The sequence below is a fragment of the Rhodobacteraceae bacterium M385 genome, from assembly GCA_025141835.1.
Classification (GTDB): Bacteria; Pseudomonadota; Alphaproteobacteria; order Rhodobacterales; family Rhodobacteraceae; genus Gymnodinialimonas.
In genome coordinates, this window is sequence record CP081102.1 from 3,224,001 (window position 1) to 3,242,282 (window position 18,282).

The following is an 18,282-nucleotide window of genomic DNA, read 5'->3' on the forward strand; positions in this document are numbered from 1 at the left end:
AAAACGGGTCAGGCGAATGTTACGGTGCCTTGTTCGCCCATATCAGGCGTTTCATCGGTGAGATGCGCCTTCGCGATTTCATAAAGAAACTTCGCGCCGCCCCCTTCGGTCACCGATACCTCTCCCTCGGAAGGGGTGAATTTCAGCAAGCAAACAGCCGCATCGTGTTTGCCGCCCTCAAACCATGCGTCGGCAACAAAGCTCCATGCTTCATCAAGGGCCTCACGGTCAGTGGAATGCTCTAGCTTGCCGTCCAAATCGGCATAGAGCCCCTCTCCATCGTCAGCGACGACAAACTGCGCGTCCCTTGGACCGGCGGCCACCGCCCGCGCCAATTCCGTGCCTTTAGCAGTGATAAACCACAAGGCACCGGGGATGTCATCGTCGGCCTTGGGCGACATCGGCACCAAGCGGCCTTCTCCCTTGATCCCCAGCATACCGGAGCGGACATCTTCGATGCGGTCCCAGAATTCGTGTTTCAAATCGGCCATGGTCGTTCTCCTTATTGTCACTTCATAGGAGCAACGGTTGGTGCAACGCTTGGGTTCCGTTCCGTGGCCAATGCCAACGAAAAAGGCCGCCCGGTTGGGGCGGCCTTTCTGAATTCTGCGTCGGAGGCGAAGATTAGTTCTTCGCGTAGAATTCCACGACGAGGTTTGGTTCCATCTGCACTGGGTAAGGCACGTCGCCCAGACCAGGAGTGCGAACGAAGGTCGCGGTCATTTTGGAGTGATCGGCCTCAATGTAGTCAGGCACATCACGCTCGGCCAGTTGAACGGCTTCCAGAACAACGGCGAGTTGCTTGGACTTGTCGCGCACAGCAATCACGTCGCCTTCTTTCACCCGGTAGGAAGGGATGTTCACCTTCTGGCCGTTTACAGTGACGTGGCCGTGGTTCACGAACTGACGCGCTGCGAATACAGTCGGAACGAACTTGGCACGGTAAACAACGGCGTCAAGGCGACGCTCCAGCAGACCAATCAGGAATTCACCGGTGTCTCCGCGCAGACGCTCGGCTTCGGCATAAATGCGACGGAATTGTTTCTCGGTCAGGTCGCCGTAGTAGCCTTTCAGCTTCTGCTTGGCGCGCAACTGAAGACCGAAGTCGGACAGTTTGCCCTTGCGGCGCTGACCGTGCTGGCCGGGGCCATATTCGCGGCGGTTCACTGGGGATTTAGGACGGCCCCAGATGTTTTCGCCCATGCGGCGGTCAATTTTGTACTTGGCAGACGTGCGTTTGGTCACGGCTGTTCTCCTTTAATAATGGCATTTCAGCTTGTTCCGAAAACCGGTTCCCACTTTTCGGGCTGAAATCGCGTCTCCGCGTCACCCGTGGGGTCCATTTTCGAAAGGCTGTCAGGCCGTTCAAAAGGGCGTTGTCCTCTGAGCCGAAGCTCTGACAGGGATCCCCTTGCGAGGGCCACCAACACCAATAAAAACCCCGGCATCGCTGCCGGGATCTCAGCGGTCTTTAGAGAGGGTTCAGAGCCCTGTCAATGCGAGCTGTACGTGGAGCCGTACATCGAACGCGCCGCCAGTGGTTTGGTTGGCGCACCGTGGATCAAGATCGCGGCCTCGGCCCGTGTCAGCATCCGGCGCACTGGGGCGCCGTAGGCATGGGGGTTTGCCGCAAGCTCGGGCCGCATTTCCAGCATGGAGTTGCGTTGCAGATTGGTCAGATGATCGAGCCCCATGAAACCGGGGTGGAAACTCTCGACTTCCATCCCATTGGCCCAGACTACCTCGTGGCGATCCAGCATGAGGTGGATATAGAACGTCTCGCGCAGTGAGTGGTCGACGGTGATCCGGCTATCGCCCACCAGATCCGCGGCGCGCACAAGCACCTCATCTTCGCCCCAAAGGTCCATCGCGGCGCGGCCAGTGACCAATACACGATGTTCGGGCGAGACGATCAGATCGGCGTCGGGGCGGTCTATTCCCAAGGCCCCTGCCCGCATCCGAATGGGCCGTTGATCGGGCATCGCGAACAGACGTGCGCCAGACATGCGACGATGACCGGACCACAAAACTTCTTGCGGGCCGCTATCGCGGGTCAAAACGCGATCACCGGTGCCCAGTTCCTCAATCGCGACATCGCCGTTTTCCGTGCGAATGCGCGTGCCGGGCGTGAAACAGATTACTGCGGGCGCATCAGAGGGCGTTGGCGTCAGGGTCTCTTCGTTGCGATGCACAACCGTCAATTCGCGCCCCGAAGGCGGCGGATTACCTGCGAATAGCAAAAGCGGCGCGGCACCATCTTCCAGAAGGATCGGAACAATCGTGTGGAACTTCGCGCCATCGCTGACGATGAACGCCCCGCGAAACAACGGATCCGCTTCTGAAGCGGCGAATTCTACAGCGCCCGGCGCGGGGTGCTGCAAGAGTTTGCGCACCACCCGCGCCGCACGGGAACGGAGCTCATCCTGGTCCCGGCTGGCCGTAAGGAGTAGGGCCGCCGGATCGCCATCCAACGGCATTAGCTGACCATGCCAGCTCCAACTCATCCCTTCGACCAGTTCTATTTCTGGTTCTGCCGGAAACCCTTCGATGCAGGTCTGCGCCCATGCAATCACGAACGCGCCCTGAAAGCCCGTACCCATATGTATGCCCTTGCCTCGTCATTTTTGACGTAACCCGGTGGTTGATCCCCGAGCCTTGTCGCTGACGCTAGCAGAGGTGATTCGCTGTGGAAAGAGTCTGATTCGCGAAACTGCGTTTAGGTGAGTCTTCTGCGCCTCAGAACTGCAACAATAGGGACAAAGTGCCTACAAGTTGACCTTCTTCTTGGCCCTCGAACTCTTCCGAGAGGTATGTCACCCCATAAAAGAAGTCGACCGGGCCAAAACCATGCCCCACGCCACCCCGCACCCGATACCGCATGTCTTCTGCGGCGGGGCCATTGGCTGGCAAAAGCACAGAGTCGCTGACATAGGCCGCGTCGGCGCCCAAAGTGAAACTCCAACCGCCCACGCTTTCGCCGGGGATGGCAACGACGCGTTGTCCCGTAGTTGCGTCACGGACCAAGAAGGCCTCGGGGTCGTAGTTGCCAAACCGCAGGTCCGCACCGACGCGCACCAGCGTTTCCAGGCCCGCTTGCGCCTCCACAAAGGGGCGGACTTCGCTATTGCCCCATTCCAGGGTTCGAGCGCCTTCAACGGTTGCGTTCAAATAGACGCCGTCTTCGATCATGAAGTTTGACAGGTCGACGTCCGAGCCACCAAAAGTGCGATGGATGCCGTCATGGACGTCCATCAGGCCCGTCTGCTCCCCTGTCAGGGCCAAATCGAGACCGGCAGAAACGTCCAACCCGCGATAGTCAAAATGCGTCACTGCGCCGAAAGACAGGACAGGGGCATAGCGGCGGTCACCTGCGGCGGGGGCTGCAAGGTTGTCGGGGGCGATGATCTCGCCCCGGAACCGGAATTCCATCAACGCGAAGGGCGCATAGGGCAGCGCCCCGTCCCATTCGTCGCGGCCATAGATGCCGCTGACTTGGTAAGAGCCCGTGCGCCAACGATCGTACCGGTCACCCAAGGGCATACCGAACCAATCGTTGTCAAATATTTGCACGACCCCAAGGCGCGTCAGGCCGCTATCTTCTGCCTGCGCAGCACCCCCCATAAGGGTCGCCATAAGAGAAAGGGCGAATGCCCCGCGTGATGAAAAAGCCATGTTTCTGCCCGTACATTCTTATCTTTACGGCTGTAGTGCCGATGATTTGTGTCGTTTTTAGCACTTATTGTGGGCGGCGCGCGGGAAATCCGGTGGAATGAAATTTATCCCCATCCCCTGCGGCACAGCGGTGACACCTTTGAGCGGCCCGTTATTCTGTGCGCCACCGCCATCGGGATCAGTCACCCCAAGGAGCGAATGCCCCGCAACATGCTGGTCGCGGCAAAGATCAATGCGGCGACGCAAACGATCGACGGCCCCGCAGGCGTGTCCAAAACGAATGCGGCCCGCAGGCCAATCCCCGCAGAAACCGCGCCGATAAGCGCCGCGACCAAGGCCATGCCCTCAGGCGTCCGCGCCAAGGGACGTGCAGCGGCGGAGGGGATGATCAACATGGCCGCGATAAGCAAAACGCCCACCACCTTGATTGCCGCAGCAACCGTAATGGCAAGGGCAAGGGTCAGGACCAATTGCTCGCGCTTGGGGTTGATGCCGCTGGCGTAGGCCAAATCCTCGTTCAAGGTTGCGGTCAATAGCGCCGACCAACGCCAGCCAATCAGCGCCACCACCAAGGCAGCACCGCCCCAGATCACCGCCAAATCGCCCCGCGACACCGCAAGGATATCGCCGAAAAGATATGCCATCAGATCGATGCGAATGCCCGACAGGAACGACACGGCGACAAGGCCGAACGCCAAAGCCGAATGGGCCAGAACACCCAAAAGCGTATCCATCGCGTAGCCGCGCCCCGTCAGTGTATTGACCACAAGTGCCATGACCAGCGCCACGACCAAAGCCCCTGCAAAGACCGACATCGACAAGGCAAGCGACAACGCCACCCCAAGGATCGCGGCATGGGCGGTGGCATCGCCGAAATACGCCATGCGCCGCCAGACAACGAAACACCCCAAAGGTGCGGCCGCAATCGCAACACCAACCCCGGCAAGGGCGGCGCGGACCATGAAATCATCAAGCATTATTCAGCTGCCTCGGAATGGGAGTGCCCGCAGGCATCGGAATGAACGTGTCCGTTATCGTGACCATGATCATGGTCATGGCGGTACAGCGCCAAGGCTCCGCCAGTGCCGGTGCCAAACAAGGCCCGGTATTCAGGCGCGGAGGCGACGATATCCGGTGTGCCTTCACAACAGACGTGACCATTGAGGCAGACCACCCGGTCCGAGGCGCTCATCACGACGTGCAATTCATGGCTAATCATCAAGACGGCACAGCCGGTTTCGGTGCGCACGGCCTCGATCTGGCGGTAGAACGCGGCAGAGCCCGGTTGGTCGAGCCCCTGCGTCGCCTCATCCAGCAACAAGAGGTGCGGCTTACCGATCAGAGCACGGGCCAGCATGACCCGTTGAAACTGGCCGCCCGAAAGTTGCGACATCTGCGCGGCGGCAAGATTGGGGACACCGGCCTGGGCCAAGGCCGCATTAACTGCCGGGGTCGCGATCTTACCTGCCAAGCGCAGGAACCGCGCCACGGTCATCGGCAAGGTCGGATCAATGTGCAAACGCTGCGGGACATAGCCGATGCGCAGGCCCGGCCCTTGAACAACCTTTCCCGACACGGGTTTCACCGCGCCGATAATGGCCCGCAAAAGGCTGGTCTTGCCGGACCCGTTGGGGCCCACGATTGTCACGATCTCTCCGGCGGACACCTCAAGCGAAACATCGGACAGAACCCTCTTGGCCCCATAGTTGATGCTCAGGCCTTTGACGGCCACAAGGCTTTGACTATCGCTCATCGTTACGCCTTTTCCACGCATGCGGGGCAGATGCCTTCGGCCTCGACCACTGTCCGCTCTATCTGAAATCCGGTGGCGCGGGCCACGTCGCCCAATGCGCCCCTCGCCGGACCAGATTGGGCTTCTGCAACAGTTTCGCAAAGACGGCAAATCATGAACGCAGGCGCATGGTTCTCGCCGGGATGAGCGCAGGCGATGAAAGCGTTGAGCCGCTCAATCTTATGGGCCAACCCGTTATCGACAAGGAATTCCAACGCACGGTAAGCCACCGGAGGTTGCGAGCCGAAACCCGCTTCGCGCAGTTTGTCTAAAATGGCGTAGGCCCCCAAGGCCCGGTGTTCTTGCAGCAAGATTTCCAGCACTTTCCGGCGCTGAGGCGTGAAACGAAGACCTTCACGGGCGCAACGATCCTCGGCAGCAACAACGGCTTCTGACACGCAAGATGTATGGTCGTGCGGCTCAAAGCCCAAGGGAAGGTCGCTGGATTGACTTGTCATGTTATCACATTTTGATTAAGCGGTGTGTAATGTTATACAATCACACGGGAATGCCGATGTCCAGAACGCTCCTCACTCTCTCGCTGTCCGCCTCTTTGATGGGCGGCACGGCCCTTGCCGATGTCCCCAATGTTGCGGCGGATATCGCCCCGATCCATTCGCTGGTAGCCCGTGTCATGGAAGGCGTCGGCACGCCGGACTTGATCGTCCAGTCAGGCGCGAGCCCTCACGAATACTCTCTCCGCCCATCCGAGGCCGCTGCCCTTCAGAACGCGAACCTTGTGTTCTGGGTTGGTCCGGACCTTACGCCATGGCTGGAAGGCGCGATCGAAACCATCGCCACCGATGCCGTTGTGACCGAGTTGATGGAAGCCGACGGCACAATCGAGCTGCCGTTCCGCGAAGGCGCCCTGTTCGAGGCCCACAGCCACGGGGATGAGGACCACGCCGCGCATGGTGATGAAGATGATGGCGATCATGAAGAACACGATCACGACGAGCACGGTGAAGATGATCATGACGACCACGAAGGGCATGACCACGAGGACCCTGGCGAAGAGGATCACGACGACCACGAGGGACATGACCACGAAGAGCACGGCGACGAGGATCATGACGACCACGAGGGGCACGATCACGACGAACACGCAGGACACGGCCACGGCGCGCACGACCCCCATGTTTGGCTCTCGCCTGACAATGCCGCCACTTGGCTGAACGTAATCGCCGCGCAACTTTCGGCGGCGGACCCTGACAACGCGGGCACTTACTTTGCCAACGCCGCCAGCGCCCGCTCTGAGATCGTGGCGCTCGTAGAAGAGGTAAACGCGATCCTTGATCCGGTGCGTGGCGGGAACTTCATCGTGTTCCACGACGCCTACCAGTACTTTGAGACGACCTTTGACTTCCCGGCTTCGGGGGCGATTTCTCTCAGCGACGCCTCGGACCCAAGCCCGGCGCGTATCGCTGAAATCCAAGACCGGATCGCGGCAGAAGGTGTGGATTGTGTCTTGGCGGAACCGCAGTTCAACATGGGTCTGGTAGAGACCGCTCTGGACGGCACCACCGCCAACACCGGGGTTATGGACCCTCTCGGCTCTGATCTAGAGCTCGGCTCCGGCCTATACCCTCAGTTGATCCGCAACCTTGCGGGAACTTTGGCAGACTGCCTGTAAGCGCAAAGGCGGGCGGCTATCCCTAAGGGTGGCCGCCCGACGTTTTCGGGCCGCTCAAGCGTCGCGGTCCATGATCCATTGCACCGCAGGGTCCGCGATGAAGCGCCATTTGCGCAGCGGTCCGGCCATGACGTTCAGGTAATACATCTCGAACCCGTAGGGCGCGCCGCAGGGGTGATGCCCGCGGGGAACCAGCACCACATCACCATCACTAACGGCCATGGTTTCATCCAAGGTGCCGTCCTCGGTGTAGACGCGCTGGATGCCGAAGCCGTCCTTGGGGTTCAGTCGATGGTAATAGGTTTCTTCGAGGTAGGTGATGTTGGGATAATCATCTTCGTCATGGCGGTGGCTGGGGTAGGATGACCAGTTGCCGTTCGGGGTGAACACTTCGGTCACCAGCAGGCTGTCGGCGTAGTCTTCCGCCTCCATCGCGATGTTATTGATATAGCGCCTGTTGCTGCCCTTCCCGCGTTCGGTCAGCGTGATGCCATCGGGGCCGATGCGCCGTGCCTCGTGGCCGCCGATGCCGGGGGCCGAGCAAACGGCGATGGTGCAGTCGGTCGTTGCTTCGGCCGTCCAGTCGCTGCCGTCCGGCAGATATAGGCAATGGGGCGGCGTCTTTTCAAACACGTCCATCCGGTCGCCCAGTTCCCCCCAATCCTGGCCCGCGCCCTCGATCCGGGCTTTGCCTTCGACCATCACAATGATCACTTCGCGGTCGCCCGTGACCTCGGCCAATGTTTCGCCAGCGCGGAGGCGGTGAAGGGCAAAACCCACATAGCGCCAACCCGCATTCGCCGGTGTGATGTCATGCACCTTCCCGTGGCGTCCAAATGGTTTGCGAAGAAGTTCTGGCATTGGGTATTGTCCTTTCAGCTATCGACCGACGGGCCGCCTCTGGGGCTTGCCCACCCAAGTAATCCATCGTTGCTGGATTGTCAGTAAAGGCCTGAACGCCCGCCTCAAGCCAGAGCGCTTTGGCAGACCAACCGATCTGCCAAAGAAGTTACGTAACCGGATCAGATATCCGCGAGATTCACAGGCTGCCCGGATTGCGCCGATTTCGTAGCGGCCTCGGCCATGGCAAGGGCTGCGACGCCGTCCTCCAGCGTCACCGGCATCGCCTCGCCCGAAGTCGCCGCCGCAACGAAGGCGCCCCATTCGGCGGTATAGGCAGGCATGTAGCGTTCAAGGAAGAACAGGACTGGCTTGGCGCTTACAACACCAGCTGCGGTGGATTTCACCATCAGGTTCTCGCCCAGGTTGCCCACTTGCAACATCCCTTCCGAGCCCTGAACCTCGACCCGCTGGTCCCCATAACCTGCGCGGCGGGTGTTGCGGATCACCGCGATGCGGCCATCTGCATAGGTCAGCGTGACGGCGGCGGTATCCACGTCGCCCGCCTCTCCGATGGCCGGATCAACAAGGCAGGTGCCCACGGCAGAGACGGTGACCGGAGGCTCGCCCATGATGAAGTTCGCCATGTCGAAGTCGTGAATCATCATATCGCGAAACAGGCCGCCCGATACTTTGATGTATTCAATCGGCGGCGGTGCAGGGTCATAGGACGTGATGGCGAGGATTTCGGATTTGCCAATTTCACCGGCGTCCAATGCGCCTTTGAGGGCGGCGAAGTTGGGGTCGAAACGGCGGTTAAAGCCGATCATCACGGGCTGGTTCGTTGCCCCGGCGTTGGCAAGGCACGCGCGGGCGCGGTCTAGAGACAGATCGACAGGCTTCTCGCACAGGACAGCCTTTCCGGCCTGCGTCGCCGCTTCGATCAGGTCGGAATGTGTGTTGGTGGAGGTGGCAATCAGCACCGCATCAATCGCGGGGTCTGCGATGATCTCTTCGGTGGTGCGTGCCTCAGCGCCGAATTGCTCGGCCAGTTTTTGCGCGTTTTCGGGCAAATAATCCGATACCGCGACCAATTTGCTTCCGGGATGAGCGGTGATGGCGGTTGCATGCACACCGGCGATGCGGCCCGCGCCAAGTAGTCCAACAGTCAACATAGGTCTTAGCCTTTGATTAGAAGTTATCTCGTTAATGCGGCCCGCAGGTTTGGCCTTTGCTTTTTGATACGCTGTCCATGGGGCTCCGGACGCACAAAACTGTGCCATCCGGTAAGCATTGAAAGCGCACTCAATGCGCGGGTCAGATAGCAGACCTTGCTAAAAAAACCACAACCTTTCTATCCCTTTTGATGAATTATCAGGCGAGACGCGAACACCGGGCGGAAGGCCCTATTTGCGCCCCGAGCCCGCGTTCACGCCACCAGTGCGACCCGAAGGGCGACAACAGCTATGAATCGCGCAGCTCAGTCAGCGTTTCTGCCGCGATCTGAAACGACCGCACCCGTGCGGCGCTGTCGTGGATCATGCCCGTCACCATGATCTCATCGGGCTGATAGGTCTCGATCAGGCCAGACAGTTGCTGCTTCACCGTCGCCGCCGATCCGGTGGCAGAGACTGACAACGCATGTTTCACCCCGGCCATCACAGCGCCCGGTATCTGCGACGCGAGATCATGGGTGGGCGCGGGCAACCTACCGGGTTTGCCAGTGCGAAGTCGGGCAAACGCAAGGTACTGCGAGGACCGAAGATACTCGGCCTCATTGTCGGTTTCCGCAGCACATACGCCTGCCGCCATCATGGCATAGGGCTTTTCCAGATGCTCCGACGGTTGGAAAGAAGCACGATAGATGGCCAAAGCCTCGTCCAACATGTCCGGCGCGAAGTGAGAGGCGAAGGCGTAGGGTAGGCCCAGATGCGCGGCCAGTTGCGCGCCATAGAGGCTGGACCCCAAGATCCAAACTGGCACGTGGGTTCCCACCCCCGGAATGGCGCGCACGAGCGCATCCGCTGGCGTGTCGCCAAGGTAGTGGATCAGTTCTTGCACGTCCTGCGGAAAGCTGTCCTCCGGCGCCATATGTCGCCGCAGCGCACGCGCCGTTGCCATGTCCGTGCCGGGCGCACGCCCAAGGCCAAGGTCGATTCGGTCCGGGTAAAGCGTGGCCAGCGTGCCGAATTGTTCCGCGATCACGAGCGGCGCATGGTTGGGCAGCATAATGCCCCCCGCCCCGATCCGCATGGAGGAAGTCGCGCCCGCCACATGGCCGATCACAACCGACGTCGCGGCACTGGCGATACCGGGCATGTTGTGATGTTCGGCGAGCCAGAACCGGTGATACCCTGCCGCTTCAGCCGCCTGTGCCAGTGTCACGGTGTTGTTCAGCGCGTCGGCTGCGGTTTTACCTTCCGGGATTGGCGAAAGGTCCAGTAGTGAGAACTTCTGCATGGGCGTGCTCCTTACCACCCCACTTAGGTGGCCCGAGCGCCCGCGCCAAGGGACCTGCCGCCACGTAGCACCCAGATCGAACCTTCGACGCATAACCGGCCCGTATCATCCCGGGCCGGTTCGCTGTTTCTGCGTTGTGTCAGCCCAGTTTTGCCGTGGTTCGGCACGCGCCGCCCTTTTCGGAAATCGCCTCAACCGTGATCTGGGCGTCCGGCCCTGTGGCCTTGACCAACCACTCCGTCTTCTTGGTGACGGGCGACCACTGCTGACCCCAGTTGGAGTAGGCATAGCGACGCTCGTTGCGTCCGGCCAGATTGCCGAGCTTCACGTCGGCCGGGTTCATCACCAACTCGGCACCCTCGCACTGCAACCCAACCGTCACGGGCTTCGCCACGCCGTTCTTGACGGCAACGTCAGAAAGGTTCGTGGGCAGGTACCCGTGGTTCGAGACCACTGCCGTGACGCGGTGCAAGTCTGCGCCCAAGGGCTCCACCGTTACGCTATCAATGGCGATTTGCGGCGCGGCGGCAGCGTGGCGCAGGTTGAACAACACGTTGTTGTGGCAGATTTCCTCCAGCAGTTTGCCGGGCGGGTTACGGTAGCTCCAGATGTAGACCATGCCGCCAACCTCGATCGGGCCAAGCTGTGGGTGATCGAACTTCGTCCAAGGGCGGAAGCCGTGGTCGCCAACATTTTCCACCACCCAGTCATGGACCAACCGTTGTGTCGCCGCGTCCCGTGGGCCGAGGTTGTAATACCCCTCTTTCGGCACGCCCGCCGTACGCTCCAAATCCCACAATTCCGTCCCGAACGAGATGATGCCCATCTCCTCATAGGTCCAGTCGGTCAAAGTGCCGTGACGGGCCTTGGATTTATCGGGCGTGAACTCCTCATAGACCGAGATCGTGGGGTAGCCTGTTAGCCGTTCACCAACCTCGCCCAATGCCTTGTAGAGCGACAGGTCGGGCGGGCTCATCTCGCTATCAAGCTGCAACATAGAGGGGCGCAGAATGATACCGCCGTGAGTATGATAGGCGCACATGCCAGTGATGTTGGGATGGTCCAGAATGACCTGACGCATGCCCGCCGTTTCCGGTTCCGAGAACGGATACTCCCCCGCGCCGTATTCCTGCGGTGTCCAGTTGGTCGGGAAGTTACGGTTCATGTTGCCGTCTTCCTGCATCTCGATATGCACGTGGACGCCGTCGTAATTGCGGATCATGCCCTCTGGATAGAGACGGAAGTATTCGCCCCCCTCTTCACCGGGTTCGCGCTGAACCATGATGTCGGGGTTCACCTCGTCGCATTTCCATTCCCCCTTGCTGTCGGGCACGCGCATCTGCACGATGTAGCCGTCGCCGGTGATGTCTTGCGGGATCAGCCCCTCAATCCGGTCTTCGCCGGGCAAGAAGCGCCCGTTGCCACACCACGGATGATAGGGCGCGGTCATCGCGTTTTCTGCGCCATCAGGGTTAATGCGCGGGATGATGTAGAACACTTGGGTGTCGACCAAACGCGTCACCTCTTCATCCTCGCCGTATTTGGTCAGCAGATACCAGCACGCATAAAGCGCTGTGGCACTGGTGGCGTGTTCTTCGGCGTGGATTTGCGCGTCGATGTAGAAACCGGGCTTTTCCAGCGCGGGGCCGGTATCAGGGTTGGTGATCGTCATGAACCAGACGTCCCGGCCGCGGAAGCTTTTTGCAATGGAGGTCAGCGTGCACAACTTGGGATAGGCATCGGCCAGCGCATTTAGATGCGCGGTCATCTGTTCGTAATTGTAGTAGGTATCGAAGGCGATATTGACGGTCATGACCGTGGTCCTTTCAGCAGTTCGGATCGCGGCGGGGCCGCAACTGGGCGCTTAGGTGCGGCCAAAGTGTTCCATAATGGCGGCAGCGTATTTGATGCCTTGGATGTATTTATCGACGTGAATGTTCTCGTCCGGCGCATGGAGGTTACAGCCGGGGTTGGCGAAGCCGGTCAGCACGCAGGGAATCCACACATGTTTCAGGATCGCCCCTTCGGCAGAGACTCCGTTTACAATCGGCGGCTCCCCGTAGACCTCATGAGCGGCGGCGATGATCGAGACCGAGATGTCTTCGCGGGCCGAGATTTTGTAAGGCTCCTCGGTGCGCGCTTCGCCCTTCACTTCGATATTGTCAAAGCCCTGCGCCTTGAGATGATCGCGAAGCTTCACAATCGCCTTGGCCGGAGAAATGTTGGGGATCAGGCGGAAATCCATCCGCACCCGCGCCTCGGACGGCACAATCGTCTTGGTGCCCTTGCCGGTATAGCCGCCGGTGATGCCTTGGATATTTGCGGTCGGCTCGTAGGTGCGGGCCTTCAGCGCGTCCACGCCGTCGCGGCCAAGGGCGAATTCATCGACCCCCATTTCATCCTTGAGCATGCCGAAGTCGATCCGCGCGGCCTTATCGGCCAGATATCCCATATCCTCGTCATTGGGGACATAGATGCCTTCTGCCCAATCAGGGATCAGGATATTCTTTTCACGGTCCATGATCGTGGCTAGCGCATGGACCAGATCCCAGACGGGGTTCGGGACCAGCGGCGCGTTGAGCGAATGCACATCGGTGCGCGGACCGCGCGCGATCAGCTCCACAAACAGCACCGACTTCAGACCAAGCGAAACGTCCGGCACTTCCACCCCGATCTCGAGCGAGCCGTCGAGGCAATGCATACCATCGGCCTCCAGCATCTCGGCGTTGGCTTTTGCCCATGGCCCAAGGTTGGGTGAGCCGATTTCCTCTTCTCCTTCTATAAGAAGTTTGAGACCCACCGGCACTTCACCACGCACAGCAAGAAACGCCTTGGCGGCTTTGTTGAATGCCAGAACACCCGATTTGTTGTCGGTCGCGCCCCGACCATAAAGGATGCCGTCGACGACCGCGCCGGACCATGGGCCGCCGTGGCTCCATGCCTCGATCGGTTCGGGCGGCTGCACATCGTAGTGGGAGTAACACAGCAGCGTCTTCTTCGATTTCGACGGCACTTCGCCGTAAACCACAGGCGGGCCTTCTTCGAGTTCATGGAACTCCGCCGGAAGGCCGTCACGGTGCATCATATCGCGGATCAGTGCGGCGCATTCACGAAGCCCGATGTCCTGCGCCGAGATCGAGGGTTGCTGCACAAACGCTTGCAAATCGGCAACGAATTCATCGGCATGGGCGTCGATATAGTCGTAGATATCTTTCATAGGGGATGCTCCTGCGACAATTCCCACGCGTTCAGCCGCTGCCCACTCAGGGCCGCGTCGCGGGAGGTGGCAATGTGGACAAACGCGGGGGCGAGCGCCTCTGGCTCGATCCATTGCGCCTTTAATTCGGGGGGATAGTTTCGCTCGGACATGGGGGTGCGCATGGCTTTGCCGGGGGTGATTGTGCACGACACGATCCCCTGCCCCTCGCCCTCCATGGCGAGGCATTTGGAGAACCCTTCAAGCGCGTGTTTCGCCGCGCAATACGCGGTTTCATCCTCAAAGCCTTTGATCCCCGATTGCGAAGACACGAAAATCAACGCGCCGCCGCTGGCCTTCATTGTGGGCCAAACGGCTTTGGACAGTTGAAACGCAGCCTGAATGCCCACGTCCATCGTTGCCTGAAAGGTCGCTAGGCTGACCTCTTCCAGAGGCTCCGGGCGCAAAATAGCGGCGTTGTGGATCAGCGTATCTACCGGACCGGGGAGTGCCGCGATGGCACGCTCGGTCGCGGACGCATCAGCCAGATCGACGGCGATTACGGTGGCCGTATCTGCGAGTTGCGCATTGACCGCTGCCAAACCCTTTGCATCCACATCCATCAACACGAGGTCCGCGCCGAGGCCCGCAAACACGCGGGCGATGGCTGCCCCGAGGCCCTGCGCGGCCCCGGTAATCACAACCCTCTGATCCGATAACGCCGGCATCAGACAGCGCCGTCCATGTCGAGGTCTTCCCACTTCCGGCTTTTCGTCGAGGCAAAGACCGCGTCCACCACCATCTGGTTGCGCAGCCCGTCCACGAAGCTGGCCCCACGGGCCAGCCCGCGATCCTCAGCAATCGCGCCACACAATTCTTGCAGAGCGGCCAGAACCGAGACGTTCCAGATGCCTTTGTTCAGCCCGTCAAGCGAGGCGTTGGGATCGTCGACGCTGATATCCTTGAAGCTTTCACCGGCCTTGGCGAAGTAAAGCTTCTCATCACTGTTGGACAGCGTGATGGTGCCTTTACTGCCGAAGACTTGCGTCTCGTTCCCCATGTTGGCGGCGGCGACGCCGCTCATGAAAATCTGCGCCAGCGCGCCTGATTTCATCTCCAGCGTCATGTGGGACAGATCGTCGGAGGTGGCAGTCCACGCCTCTCCGGTGTTCTTGCAGACCCGATCCGGCATGATCGTCAGCGCCTGCCCGATCACGGAAGTCGGCTCTCCCAACCACCAGCGCAGCATATCGACTTGGTGCGAGCCATTGGCCCCCATCCGGCCTCCACCCATGGCGGCGTCGGACCACCAATCGCCCTTAGGACGCGAGGCCGGGTTGGCCCATGACGCGCCGATGTTGGTGATATTGACGTGGCGGATATCACCCAAGTCGCCGCCGTGGATCAGCTCGGCGATGCGGGCACGGGTTGGGTTGAAGCGCAACTCGTGGTCGATCATGTGCAGACGGTTGGCCTTGCGTGCCGCGTCCAGCATTTGCCGCGCCTCACCTGCGTTCATCGCTGTGGGTTTTTCGCACAGGACATGGGCGCCCTTGGCAATCGCCGCCAGCGCCATGGGCGCGTGCATGACCGTGGGTGTCGCGATGCACACCAGATCAAGCGCGTGCTCGTCCAGCATCTTCTTCCAATCATCATAGACCGCCGTAATCCCGTAAGGTTCGGCCGCCGCCTTGGCGCTTTCGATCCGGCCCGAGGCCAGCGCCACGACTTTTGCGCCGGGGATATGTTCGAACGCAGGAAGATATGCGTCGCGCGCAAAGCTCGCGCCAATGATGCCGACGTTAATCATGTTAACTCCTTTGAGGTTGTAAGAGCGCGGACTTCGTCGATCCAGACGGTCGCGCGGCGGTCAGAGGCAAGGATGCAAGCCTCCAACATGAACAATGATTGCAGGTGGTCGCGGCCCGTGCATTCGGGCGCAGAGGTGCCGCGAAGAGTATCCACGAACGACGCCAGCAAGGCGGTGGCATCGGTGATCCACGCCTTATGTTCAGGCAGCGGAATTTCCGTCAGCTCGGCATCCATTCGCTCGGCATAGGCCAGATCGCCGAACATCTCGCGCTGCACCACGATCCCTTCGGATGCATCGGTGCGCCAGTTGAAGTTCATCGGCTCATGGCCCGATTGCCATGTGCCTTGGTAATTCACGCGCATCCCATTCTCGAACGCGATCAGGGCGGACACGTTGGTATCGCCCTCGTACATCGTCCAACTAGGGTTGAAGGTATGGGCCTGAATGTAGGCGGGTTCGGCGTCGTAGACGTAACGCATTAGATCGAAGTGGTGGATCGATTGTTCCCACAGCATCGGATGGTCCATCGTCAGCGGGTAGGAATTCAACCAATCCTGCGTGCCATCGCGCCAGCGCTCATAGATGAAGCGCCCGAACTCGGGCTTGCCGATGGTTCCATCGCGCAGAAGGTTCCGCATCGCTTGGGTCACGGCAAGATAGCGAAAATTGAGGCCCACAATCAGCGGCACGTTGGCCTCTTCAGCCATGTCCACAAACCGCGCGGCGCTAACGACGCTATCGGACAGGGGCTTCTCCGCAAGGATCGCAAGGCCGTTGGCGCAACAGGCTTCGATCTGGGCGTCGCGATTCCCGGGTGGAGTGCAAAGCAGAACGGCATCGGCGGCGGTACCAATGATCTCGGCGATATCCGCGCCAATGGGCACATCGGGAAACGCCTCGGCGGCACGGGCGCGGGCGGCAGGGTCGGGGTCACATAGCGCCGCAATCTCGATGTCGGGGTTGGCCATCGCAACCTGTACCCAGGTCCGGGACCGGGCACCGAGGCCCACGATGATTAAACGAATGGGGCTCATTGAAGCGCCTCCGCTTGGATAAGGTTGTCCAAGACACCCTCCATTGTTGTCCAATTCACGCCGCGCAACGCCGTAGCATCGCTGCCCATGGGCGGGCGGATCAGCGCGTGGGGCGGGCTGGCGAGGCGGATGGTCGTGCCCGTAATACGATCCGCCACAGCACGGGCCAGATCGAGGTCCGTGATCGTCGGCGGCGTTCCGGCGTGTATGACGGTCGGGCCATCCCACGGCGTATCAGTAACCAACCCGGAGATTGCGGTTGCCAAGTCCGGCAACCAAGCCCATTCGCGCAACGCATCTGGCGTGTGAACGGTTATGACCCCGTCAGCCTGCGCATCGGCCACCATTCGGGCCACGAGGCAAAGGTGTTGCCGGGTTTCGCGCACAGCCTCATGGGGGCCAGTGATATTGCCCAACCTTAGGCTAAGGGTCGCTAAACTGTCGTCCCGGGCGGATTGGACCAGCAACTCACCCGCGTGCTTGGCTGCGCAATAGGTGCAGGTCGCCGTGGGTTTTGTGGCCTCGGTGAATAGCCCGTCGGTGATGGGGGCATCGTCGGGATTAAACACACCCATGGAGCTGACGAACAGGAACCGCTCGGCCCCGGTGTTGCGGGCGAAGTCGAGCGTCGCCGTCAACACGTCCATGTTCCGGCGTATGTGCGCTGCGTTGGATATCGCCAACCGCTCCGGCGAGGCGGTGATGGCCGCGCCATGGATGACGGCAAATAGCGGCTCTGTAATTGCCGCGAGAGTGGCATCGCTCAGCGCGCCCTCGACCATTTCTATGCCCGCCAGACGCGCCCGTGTTGCAGCGTCGAAGGCTTGATCGACGGCAATCACTTTGCGCCCGGCCCGGTGCAGCGCCAAGACGATCTCGGAACAGACAAACCCGCCCGCGCCCGTCACAAGGATCGCACCATCGCTCATGCCCGGGTTTGCTCCCCTGCGATGCGCACCGCTTCGGCGATAGCCTCCGAATGCTCGGCACCAACGGCCATGAAGGGGGGGCGCACACGGGCGAATTCCGCATCATCCATTTGCGCCGCAACGGCGGCTTTGATTGCGGGGATCAGAGGCACGTTCTCAAAGATCGTGCGCACGGCGCTGACTTGATCGTGCAAGGCGGCGTGATCGGCTCCGTTCAACCCGTCAATCAGCGCACGGATGCCTTTGGGGTTTACGTTGGAACTGGCGCTGATGCACCCTGCCCCGCCGGCCGCGACATTGTCAGGGATGCGCGATTCCGAGGCGGAATACGTGTCAATCTGCGGAAAGGCTTCGATGACAGAGGCTGTGTTTTCCCAGCTGCCAGAGCTGTCTTTCAACCCGGCAATGACATCGGGGTAGGCTTCCAGCAGCATCTCGATCAGCGGCAGAGTGATCGGCACGCCCGTCATTTGAGGAATGTGATAGAGATACACGCGCAGGCCCGCGCCCACGGCGTCGATCACTTGGGCATAAGCCGCGAAGACACCCGCATCGCTGACGCCTTTGTAGTAGAATGGCGGAAGCATCAGGACACCTCGGCATCCCAACTTGGTGGCATGGGCCGACAGGGCGATCGTGTCGGCCGCGTTACAGCAACCGGTGCCGGGGATCAGTTGTGCCGGGTCAATTCCGGCGTCGATCAGGGCCTCTAGCGCCGCCATTCGTTCGGCCACGGAAAGAGAGTTCGCCTCGCTCGTGGTGCCAAACGGGGCCAAGCCGTGGGCACCATTGGCCAACAGCGCTTTCGCGTTTGTCACAAAACGCGCGGTATCAACCGAGTTGTCCGAGGCGAAGGGCGTGATCGCAGGCACAAAGAGTTCAATTTTGCGAGTGCTCATGTTGAGTAGCTTTC

General features: G+C 60.5%; 18 protein-coding genes. 1 reads left to right on the top strand and 17 read right to left on the bottom strand.

What is annotated here, in order from left to right; genetic code table 11:
* Positions 1–8: 8 nt before the first annotated feature.
* The 7 genes from K3728_15810 to K3728_15840 all read right to left on the bottom strand — a co-directional run bounded on the left by K3728_15810 (position 9) and on the right by K3728_15840 (position 5,922).
* On the bottom strand, positions 9–491 hold the full coding sequence (locus K3728_15810; GenBank protein UWQ95136.1) for a pyridoxamine 5'-phosphate oxidase family protein: 483 nt from the start codon (positions 489–491) through the stop codon (positions 9–11).
* 133 nt (positions 492–624) lie between these two features.
* Complete coding sequence (gene rpsD / locus K3728_15815) at positions 625–1,245, bottom strand: 30S ribosomal protein S4 (protein ID UWQ95137.1); 621 nt, start codon at positions 1,243–1,245, stop codon at positions 625–627.
* 248 nt (positions 1,246–1,493) lie between these two features.
* A complete protein-coding gene (locus K3728_15820) occupies positions 1,494–2,600 on the bottom strand; it encodes a Hint domain-containing protein (protein ID UWQ95138.1) in 1,107 nt (368 codons plus the stop codon).
* Between the two features lie 136 nt (positions 2,601–2,736).
* Positions 2,737–3,633, bottom strand: a complete 897-nt coding sequence (locus tag K3728_15825; protein ID UWQ95139.1) for a lipid A deacylase LpxR family protein — start codon at positions 3,631–3,633, stop codon at positions 2,737–2,739.
* Positions 3,634–3,854: 221 nt separating this feature from the next.
* A complete protein-coding gene (locus tag K3728_15830) occupies positions 3,855–4,649 on the bottom strand; it encodes a metal ABC transporter permease (GenBank protein UWQ95140.1) in 795 nt (264 codons plus the stop codon).
* Entirely contained in the window at positions 4,649–5,425 is a 777-nt protein-coding gene (locus tag K3728_15835) for an ATP-binding cassette domain-containing protein (GenBank protein UWQ95141.1), read from the bottom strand. The genes K3728_15830 and K3728_15835 overlap by 1 nt, the downstream gene beginning before the upstream one ends.
* 2 nt (positions 5,426–5,427) lie before the next feature.
* Entirely contained in the window at positions 5,428–5,922 is a 495-nt protein-coding gene (locus K3728_15840) for a transcriptional repressor (protein ID UWQ95142.1), read from the bottom strand.
* 56 nt (positions 5,923–5,978) lie between these two features.
* On the opposite strand from K3728_15840, the gene K3728_15845 reads away from it, so the two are divergent.
* The gene (locus tag K3728_15845; GenBank protein UWQ95143.1) at positions 5,979–7,097 is read left to right on the top strand and encodes a zinc ABC transporter substrate-binding protein; all 1,119 of its coding nucleotides are present in this window, start codon (positions 5,979–5,981) and stop codon (positions 7,095–7,097) included.
* A 54-nt stretch (positions 7,098–7,151) separates the two neighbouring features.
* Here the strand turns inward: K3728_15845 and iolB are convergent, their stop codons facing one another.
* The 10 genes from iolB to K3728_15895 all read right to left on the bottom strand — a co-directional run bounded on the left by iolB (position 7,152) and on the right by K3728_15895 (position 18,268).
* Complete coding sequence (iolB, locus tag K3728_15850) at positions 7,152–7,958, bottom strand: 5-deoxy-glucuronate isomerase (GenBank protein UWQ95144.1); 807 nt, start codon at positions 7,956–7,958, stop codon at positions 7,152–7,154.
* A gap of 161 nt (positions 7,959–8,119) precedes the next feature.
* Positions 8,120–9,112 (bottom strand): inositol 2-dehydrogenase, encoded by a 993-nt coding sequence (gene iolG / locus K3728_15855; protein ID UWQ95145.1) that lies wholly within the window; start codon positions 9,110–9,112, stop codon positions 8,120–8,122.
* A gap of 289 nt (positions 9,113–9,401) precedes the next feature.
* Positions 9,402–10,397 carry an LLM class flavin-dependent oxidoreductase gene (locus K3728_15860; GenBank protein UWQ95146.1) on the bottom strand — a complete coding sequence of 332 codons (996 nt, stop codon included), beginning with the start codon at positions 10,395–10,397 and terminating at the stop codon, positions 9,402–9,404.
* 139 nt (positions 10,398–10,536) lie between these two features.
* A complete protein-coding gene (locus K3728_15865) occupies positions 10,537–12,210 on the bottom strand; it encodes a peptidase M14 (GenBank protein UWQ95147.1) in 1,674 nt (557 codons plus the stop codon).
* A 51-nt stretch (positions 12,211–12,261) separates the two neighbouring features.
* On the bottom strand, positions 12,262–13,614 hold the full coding sequence (locus K3728_15870; GenBank protein ID UWQ95148.1) for a M20/M25/M40 family metallo-hydrolase: 1,353 nt from the start codon (positions 13,612–13,614) through the stop codon (positions 12,262–12,264).
* The gene (locus K3728_15875) at positions 13,611–14,321 is read right to left on the bottom strand and encodes an SDR family oxidoreductase (protein ID UWQ95149.1); all 711 of its coding nucleotides are present in this window, start codon (positions 14,319–14,321) and stop codon (positions 13,611–13,613) included. Before K3728_15875 ends, K3728_15870 begins: the two co-directional genes overlap by 4 nt.
* Positions 14,321–15,403: a Gfo/Idh/MocA family oxidoreductase gene (locus K3728_15880; GenBank protein UWQ95150.1), complete on the bottom strand. Its 1,083-nt coding sequence runs from the start codon at positions 15,401–15,403 to the stop codon at positions 14,321–14,323. Before K3728_15880 ends, K3728_15875 begins: the two co-directional genes overlap by 1 nt.
* Positions 15,400–16,440 carry a Gfo/Idh/MocA family oxidoreductase gene (locus K3728_15885; protein ID UWQ95151.1) on the bottom strand — a complete coding sequence of 347 codons (1,041 nt, stop codon included), beginning with the start codon at positions 16,438–16,440 and terminating at the stop codon, positions 15,400–15,402. The genes K3728_15880 and K3728_15885 overlap by 4 nt, the downstream gene beginning before the upstream one ends.
* The gene (locus K3728_15890) at positions 16,437–17,369 is read right to left on the bottom strand and encodes an NAD(P)-dependent oxidoreductase (GenBank protein UWQ95152.1); all 933 of its coding nucleotides are present in this window, start codon (positions 17,367–17,369) and stop codon (positions 16,437–16,439) included. The genes K3728_15885 and K3728_15890 overlap by 4 nt, the downstream gene beginning before the upstream one ends.
* Entirely contained in the window at positions 17,366–18,268 is a 903-nt protein-coding gene (locus K3728_15895; protein ID UWQ95153.1) for a dihydrodipicolinate synthase family protein, read from the bottom strand. Before K3728_15895 ends, K3728_15890 begins: the two co-directional genes overlap by 4 nt.
* Positions 18,269–18,282 lie beyond the last annotated feature (14 nt).